This is a genomic window from Variovorax sp. 20P10.2.4 (genome assembly GCF_058244205.1).
The window spans coordinates 1-7,204 of record NZ_JBZAYE010000384.1 but is presented as its reverse complement, the minus strand read 5'-3'; the positions used below and the strand labels follow the sequence as shown (position 1 = coordinate 7,204).

8 protein-coding genes are annotated in these 7,204 nt (G+C 70.0%); 4 read left to right on the top strand and 4 right to left on the bottom strand.

Annotated features, from left to right (window positions below; translation table 11 throughout):
• Together eutC and AC27VN_RS27685 are read left to right on the top strand one after the other, a co-directional pair.
• Positions 1-679 (top strand): ethanolamine ammonia-lyase subunit EutC (gene eutC / locus AC27VN_RS27690; protein WP_490878609.1); only part of this gene is annotated, 679 nt, incomplete at its 5' end.
• 120 nt (positions 680-799) lie between these two features.
• A complete protein-coding gene (locus AC27VN_RS27685; protein WP_490878608.1) occupies positions 800-1,378 on the top strand; it encodes a peroxidase-related enzyme in 579 nt (192 codons plus the stop codon).
• 16 nt (positions 1,379-1,394) lie between these two features.
• Here AC27VN_RS27685 and AC27VN_RS27680 read toward each other — a convergent pair whose 3' ends face one another.
• Together AC27VN_RS27680 and AC27VN_RS27675 are read right to left on the bottom strand one after the other, a co-directional pair.
• Positions 1,395-3,152, bottom strand: a complete 1,758-nt coding sequence (locus AC27VN_RS27680; RefSeq protein ID WP_490878607.1) for a phosphoethanolamine transferase — start codon at positions 3,150-3,152, stop codon at positions 1,395-1,397.
• 57 nt (positions 3,153-3,209) lie between these two features.
• Entirely contained in the window at positions 3,210-3,908 is a 699-nt protein-coding gene (locus tag AC27VN_RS27675; protein WP_093345074.1) for a phosphatase PAP2 family protein, read from the bottom strand.
• Between the two features lie 165 nt (positions 3,909-4,073).
• On the opposite strand from AC27VN_RS27675, the gene AC27VN_RS27670 reads away from it, so the two are divergent.
• Both AC27VN_RS27670 and AC27VN_RS27665 read left to right on the top strand, forming a co-directional pair.
• Complete coding sequence (locus tag AC27VN_RS27670; RefSeq protein WP_093344845.1) at positions 4,074-4,742, top strand: winged helix-turn-helix domain-containing protein; 669 nt, start codon at positions 4,074-4,076, stop codon at positions 4,740-4,742.
• 3 nt (positions 4,743-4,745) lie between these two features.
• The gene (locus AC27VN_RS27665) at positions 4,746-6,110 is read left to right on the top strand and encodes a sensor histidine kinase (RefSeq protein WP_296782081.1); all 1,365 of its coding nucleotides are present in this window, start codon (positions 4,746-4,748) and stop codon (positions 6,108-6,110) included.
• A 10-nt stretch (positions 6,111-6,120) separates the two neighbouring features.
• Here the strand turns inward: AC27VN_RS27665 and AC27VN_RS27660 are convergent, their stop codons facing one another.
• A complete protein-coding gene (locus AC27VN_RS27660; RefSeq protein WP_395351641.1) occupies positions 6,121-6,543 on the bottom strand; it encodes an acyl-CoA thioesterase in 423 nt (140 codons plus the stop codon).
• On the bottom strand, positions 6,540-7,204 hold a 665-nt coding region (locus tag AC27VN_RS27655; RefSeq protein WP_490878606.1), incomplete at its 5' end, for a DMT family transporter. The genes AC27VN_RS27660 and AC27VN_RS27655, both read right to left, overlap by 4 nt.

Here is a 7,204-nt window from a genome sequence, read left to right as displayed (position 1 = left end):
GCGCTTCGGCTGGGCCCATGCGATGGCGCGCGATGCGATCCATGCGGCGCTCGACGTCGATGCGCTCGAAGCCGCGCTGCGGCACGACGGCTGGCAGGCCACGCACGCGCGCAGCCGCGCCGAGGACCGCGCCACCTACCTGCGGCGGCCGGACCTGGGGCGGCAGCTCGATGCCGACGATGCCGACCGGCTGCGCGCCGACGTCGACGCACCGGTCGATGTCTGCATCGTGATCGGCGACGGCCTGTCCTCGCTCGCGGTCGCGCGCCACGCGGCGCCGCTGCTCGCGGCGCTGCGCCCCCACCTGCCGCCCGACACCCGCTTCGCCCCCGTCGTCATCGCGACCCAGGCGCGCGTCGCGCTCGCCGACGAGGCGGCCGAGCTGTTCGGCGCCACGCTCTCGGTGATGCTGATCGGCGAACGGCCCGGCCTCAGCTCGCCCGACAGCCTCGGCATCTACCTGACCCACGCGCCACGCAAGGGCCGCCACGATGCCGAGCGCAACTGCATCTCGAACGTGCGGCCCGAAGGCCTGTCGTACGAACTCGCGGCCTTCAAGCTGGCCTGGCTGATGCGCGAGGCGCTGCGACGCGGGCTCAGCGGCGTGGGGCTCAAGGACGAGAGCGATCTGGCGGTGCTGGAGGCGGGTGACTCACCGCCGGCGCTACAGGCTGAATGACCAATAGACTGCTCGTTAAGCGGGATAAGCACCACTCTATTGGCGCCGATGGCCGAAGGCCTACCTGCCTATGATGGAGCGCATTGCGGCCACCAGATCCGCAAGCCCACCGGAGACACCATGACCACCCGCTACCCCCTCGCCGAACTCGTCGACCTGCCCGAAGACATCCGCACCGCCATCCTCGCAGTGCAGGAGAAGGCCGGCTTCGTGCCCAACGTGTTCCTCGCGCTCGCGCGCCGGCCCGCCGAATGGCGCGCCTTCTTCGCCTACCACGACGCGCTGATGCTCAAGGAGGAAGGCTCGCTCACCAAGGGCGACCGCGAGATGATCGTGACCACCACCAGCGCGGCCAACCAGTGCCTCTACTGCGTGGTGGCGCACGGCGCGCTGTTGCGCATCTACGAGAAGAAGCCGCTGGTGGCCGACCAGGTGGCCGTGAACTACCGCAAGGCCGACATCACGCCGCGCCAGCGCGCGATGCTCGACTTCGCGATGAAGGTCTGCGAACGCTCGCACGAGATCGACGACAGCGACTTCGCGCCGCTGCATGCCCACGGCTTCGACGACGAGGACATCTGGGACATCGCGGCCATCACCGCCTTCTTCGGGCTCAGCAACCGGCTCGCGAGCTTCAGCGGCATGCAGCCGAACCCCGAGTTCTTCCTGATGGGGCGGCTGCCGCGCGAAAAGAAATAAGCGGCGCGGCCGGCGCTCAGGCCGCGCCGCCCTTGCGGCAGGTGGCCAGCGCATCGAGCGCGGGCTTGTAGGTCGGCGTGTTCACGTCCATCAGGCCCAGCACCGTGTGATAGAGGTTGTCGTGCGTGAGCGGCGCATCGAGGCCGGCCTCCATGCACGGGCGCGACAGCTTGCGGCGCTCGCTCAGGCCGGCGCTGAACCAGGTGACCATGGGCACGTGCTTCTGCGCCTCGGGCGCGAAGCTGTAGGGCACGCCGTGCAGGAACAGGCCGAACTCGCCCAGCGACTCGCCATGGTCGCTCACGTAGAGCAGGCCCGGGTCGTACTGCTTCGACTGGCCCTTGAGCCAGTCGATGGTGCGGCCAAGGAAGCGGTCGGTCTGCGCGATCGAGTTGTCGTAGACGTTCATCAGCTCGGTATGGCCGCACTCGGCGAGCGCATTGGTCTTGCACTCGGGCTGGAAGCGCTTCATGTCGGCGCCCGAGCGCTTGTAGTAGGCCGGCCCGTGGCTGCCCATCTGGTGCATCACCAGCACCACGCCCTTGGCGCGGCGCTCGGCCGGCAGCGCGGCGATGCGCGCATCGAGGCCCTCGAGCATCACGTCGTCGAGGCACTCCTCGCCGTCGCACAGCGCGCTCTTGGCGGCCGGTGGCAGGTTGTCCAGGGCCGAGGCATTGGGAATGCGGGTGCAGACATCCTTGCAGCCGGCCTGGTTGTCGAGCCAGAACACGGCCAGCCCGGCGGCCTGCAGCACGTCGACCAGGTTCTCGTAGTCGTCCTTGCGCGATTCGTAGCCCTGCTTGCCCAGCGGCGAGAACATGCAGGGCACCGAGGCCAGCGTGTTGGTGCCGCAGGAATACACCGTGCGGTAGCTCAGCACGTCGCGCTTCGCGAGTTCGGGCGTGGTGTCGCGCGCATAGCCGTTGAGGCCGAAGTGGTCGGCGCGCGCGGTCTCGCCCACCACCACCACGAACAGCGGCGGCTTCTGCTGGGCCGCGTAGCTGGCACCGAGCGTTGTGCCCGCGGTGATCGGGATCAGCTTGCCGCTGCGCTTGAACAGCGGCTTGATGAACACCGCGCCGGTCGAATAGAGGCTCGCGATCGGGTTCATCATGTAGCGCAGGTGCACGTTGTTGCGCATCAGCGGCGCCAGCTGCCGGTTCATGGCCACGGCCGCGACCAGCGCGACGACCACCATGAGCAGCAGCAGCACGGCATTGCGCCACAGCTGCGAGATCCAGCGCATCGGCGCGATGCGCGCGAACCACAGCACGACGGCGACCGGCGCGATCACCACCAGCAGGTTGAAGCCCATGCGCCAGCTCAGCAGGTCGCGCGCCTCGTTGGGATCGGTCTGCAGCACGTTGGCGATCATGGTCGGGTCCATGACCACGCGGTACTCGAGCATGTAGTGCTGCACCAGCGCCGCCAGCACGGCCACCGCCAGCCACAGCGGCTTCATCCAGCGGGTCCAGGCGGTGAACGAGAGCATCGCCACCGTGCCACAGAAGCTCAGCAGGCTCATCGCGGCGATGGTCGGCAGGTAGGTGCTGGGCGCGCCGCCGATGCGGGCCAGTTCGTTCCACAGCGGCCAGTTGGCGGCCAGGCCCAGGTACAGGGCCAGCCACAGCACCATCTGGCGAGCCGATCGCGGCCGCTCCAGCCATTGGCGCACCGCCTCCCACGGGGTTTCGGACGCGGGGCCCGACGAGGATTCGGAGATCGAAGGGAGGCCGGACCGGAACGGCGCGGGCTCTATGCGCGTGACAGACATGCGACAAATGTAGGAAGCGGGCCTGAAAGGAGCCTGAACTTGCAGTTCAGGCAGCGTTCAGGCTTGCTGCAACGCAACAACATCCGTCGAACGGCGGGCGCGACGGATCACCGTGTCGATGGCGAGGCCCACCGTCCAGCAGACCCAGCCGCTCCAGAGCGTGTGGCTCATGTAGTGGGCGCCGCGCAGTTGCTGCGTCACGCCGAGCAGCAGGCCGCCGACCAGCGCGGCAGCCAGCCATATCGATGCGATGCGGGGGGCGACGCGCCGCAGCACGAAGTAGCCGCCGAGGTAGGCGAAGGCGGTGGAGGCATGGCCGGCCGGGAAGCAGCCGCCCGGGCCGCCGTCGCGCACGCCCCAGGACCAGTGCGAGACGTAGTGCGCCATGCCGCCGAACTCCTGCAGGTCCCAGGGGCAGCTGGTGTGGCTCGCGTGCTTGAGCAGGCTGACGGCGAACACCGAGGCCAGCACCGTCAGCGCCAGCTGCGCGCGGCTCGCGCGGTCGAGCCGCCGCAGGAAGCCCACGGGCCAGCGGATCGCGAGGAACAGCGCGACCAGCAGCGCCCAGCTCAGGTTCTTGGCGCCGGTGTGCATCACGTGGACCAGGAACGGGTTCTCGCGCAGGGGAAAACCCATCGGCGTGCCCATCCAGCGCGCCAGCGGCAGGTCGGCCCCGGCGGCATCCCAGAGCAACAGCAGCGCAAACGAGATCAGGGTCCAGGCGCCCAGGCGAAGGTTCGGGATACGGCGGGTCATCGAAGGAAAAGCGGCCATCGGCAAAAATAGGGGCACAGCCTAGGCCGTGCGAATGAACCAGGGCTGAAGCCACCTGAACCGAAGCTGAAGCCGGCTGAGCGGAAGCTGACCGCGGCCCGGACGCTAGACTGCGGCTTTCCCACCGAATCCGAGGAGTGCCACCGCGTGCGCATACTGCTGGTCGAAGACGATGTGGCGCTGGCGGATGCCGTCTGCGGCTACCTGCTGGCCAAGGCCTTCGTGGTCGACGTGGCGCCCAGCCTCGCCGATGCGCGCGGCGCGCTGCTCTCGGTGCAGTACGCGGCGGTGCTGCTCGACCTGCACCTGGGCGACGGCGACGGCCTCTCCCTGCTGCCCCAGGTGCGCGCGCTGCGCGAACCGCCGATCGTCATCGTGCTGACCGCGCGCGACCAGGTCACCGACCGCATCCGCGGCCTCGATGCCGGCGCCGACGACTACCTGATCAAGCCCTACGACCCGGCCGAACTGCTGGCGCGGCTGCGCGCGGTGGAACGCCGGCGCAGCGCGGGCAACTCGCCGGTGCTGCAGCTGGGCACGCTCGAGATCGACATCGCGCACGACCGCGTGCGCCGCGACGGCCAGCCGGTGACGCTGACGCAGAAGGAATGGGCGCTGCTGCGCGTGATGGCCACGCGGCCCGAGCGCATCCACACGCGCGAGAACCTGGCCGATGCGCTCTACGGCTTCGGCGACGAGGCCGACAGCAACACGCTCGAGGTCTTCATCAGCCGGCTGCGGCGCAAGCTCGGCCGCAGCCACATCCAGACCCTGCGCGGGCTCGGCTACCGGCTCTCGGCCGACGAGGAGGAATAGCCGATGACCGAAGCGGCAGCACCTCGCGCGCGCAGCGAGCGCGACACCCTGGCCGGCCGGCTCACGCGCACGCTGATCCTGTGGGTCGGCGGCGTCTGGCTGCTGTGCGTGTTCGCGGTGGTCTGGTACGTGGACCGCGAGATCAACCACAACTTCGACAACGAGCTGGTCGAGGTCTCGCACCGCATGTTCGCGATGGCGGTGCAGGAGCTCGAGAAGCTGCAGCACCCGGGCCAGGAGCCGCCGCGCGCGCCGTTGATCGCGCCCAAGCAGCTGTTCTCGGAGGACGCGGTGATCTACCAGATCGTCGACCTGCACGAGCACGTGCTGCTGCGCTCGGCCGAGGCGCCCGAGGACACCTTCGACGTGCCGCTGGCCGCCGGCTTCGCGAACAACCCGAACTGGCGCATCTACACCGTGCGCCATCCCACGCTGGGCCTGTTCTTCCAGGTCGCCGATCCGCTCGACGAACGCCGCCGCGCGCTCAACCGCACGCTGTTCGGCCTGATCATCCCGTTCGGCGCGGTGCTGCCGCTGCTGGCGCTGGTGCTGCGCAACGTGGCGCGCACCGAGCTGCGCGTGCTGCAGCGGCTGACCGGCGAGATCGAGCAGCGCAGCGGCGCCGACCTGCGCCCGATCGCCCTGCCCAACCTGCCGCGCGAACTGCGCACCGTGGGCGACCACGTCAACCTGCTGCTGGAGCGCCTGTCGCATTCGCTCGACGTGGAGCGCGCGCTCGCGGCCAATGCCGCGCACGAGCTGCGCACGCCGCTGGCGGCCGCGCGGCTGCGGCTGCAGACCGCGCTCGAGCACGACCTGCAGCGCAACGACGTGCAGGCCGCGCTCGATGCGTTGCGCACCCTGAGCCACCGCGCCGAGAAGCTGCTGCAACTCTCGCGCGCCGAATCGGGCGCCTCGCTGGCGCGCGCGCGGGTCGACCTGGTGCAGCTGGCCGGCACCGTGGCGCAGGAGTTCTGGCAGGACCCGCAGCATGCCGAGCGCCTCGCGCTCAAGGTGCCCGACAGCGTGGCGCCGGTGGCCCTGGGCGACGTCGACGCGCTCGCGATCGCGCTGCGCAACCTGGCGGAGAACGCGCTGCGCTATGGCGGCGACGGCCGCGTGGTGATCGAGGTGATGGCGCCCTGCGTGCTCGCGGTGCGCGATGCCGGCCCCGGCGTCAGCGCCGAGCAGCTCGCGACCCTGCGCGAGCGCCACGTGCGCCACAGCTCCGACCGCGCGGGCTACGGCCTCGGCATCTCGATCGTGAGCACCATCGTCGAGAAGCATGGCGCGAAGCTCGAGCTGGCCTCGCCGCCGCCCGGTGCGGCCCAGGGCTTCGAGGCGCGGATCGTGCTGCGGCCGGCCTGAGCGCCCGCGGTCAGTCGCTGACCAGCGCGCGCAGCCAGTCGGGCAGCGCCAGCGCCTTCTGCTTCGGGAAGTCGACCCAGATCGTGGTCGCGCCGCCCGCGGCGCAGATCACATCGGGCTGGTCGGCACGCGCCATCGTGGCCCAGCTCTCGAAGGTGGTGCGGCCCGGGTCGCTCACGTACATCTTGAGCAGCACCTGGCCCGGGTACTCGATCTGGCGGTAGAAGTTGCAGAAGGCATTCACGATCACCATGCCCTCGCCGCCGGGCTCGGGCTCGAAGCCGATCGAATGCATCCAGTCGATGCGCGCGGTCTCGAGGTAGCGGAAGTAGGTGCCGTTGTTGAGATGGCCCATCGCATCCATGTCGCCCCAGCGGATCGGGATCGACATTTCGTAGACCAGTTTCTTCTTCTCGGGGATTTCGATTCTCATCGGTGGGCCTTGATCGAGGCGAGGATGCCGAGGACGAACAGCAGCGCCGCCACCAGCTCGGTGGCCTGCGGCCAGCGGCCGTCCCAGACGAAGGAATAGACCAGCGCGAACAGCGTCTCGCTCACGATGAGCTGGCCGCAGAGGCTGGCCGACAGCCGCTGGCTCGCGACGTTCCAGAGGATGGTGGCGAGCCACGAGGAGCCGAAGCCGCCCGCGAGCGCCAGCACGACGAACAGCAGGCCGTCGGGCTGGGCCTGCAGCGCCGCGAGGTCGCTGCCGGCCGCGAGCCAGAGGCCGATGGCGCCCAGACCGGTGGCGATGCCGAGCCAGTTGGCCCAGTCGGCCGCGTGGATCTCGGTGTGACGCTGCAGCCAGGCCGCGTTGAGCAGGCCGTAGACGGTCCAGCTCGCCATCGCGCCGAGCGAGAGCACGATGCCCCAGGCGAAACGCCCGCCGCCATGCGCGCCGCCCTGCTGCGCCGACCATGCGCCCCAGATCATCAGCGCGATGCCGGCGCCGGTGAGCAGCAGGCCGGGCAGCAGCGCGGCCATGCGCAGACCCGGCGGGCGGCCCAGCAACATCATCCAGACCGGGATGGTGCCGATGATGAGGCTGGGCACCTCGGTGCCCGCGGCCACGATGCCGAAGGCCAGCAGCAGGT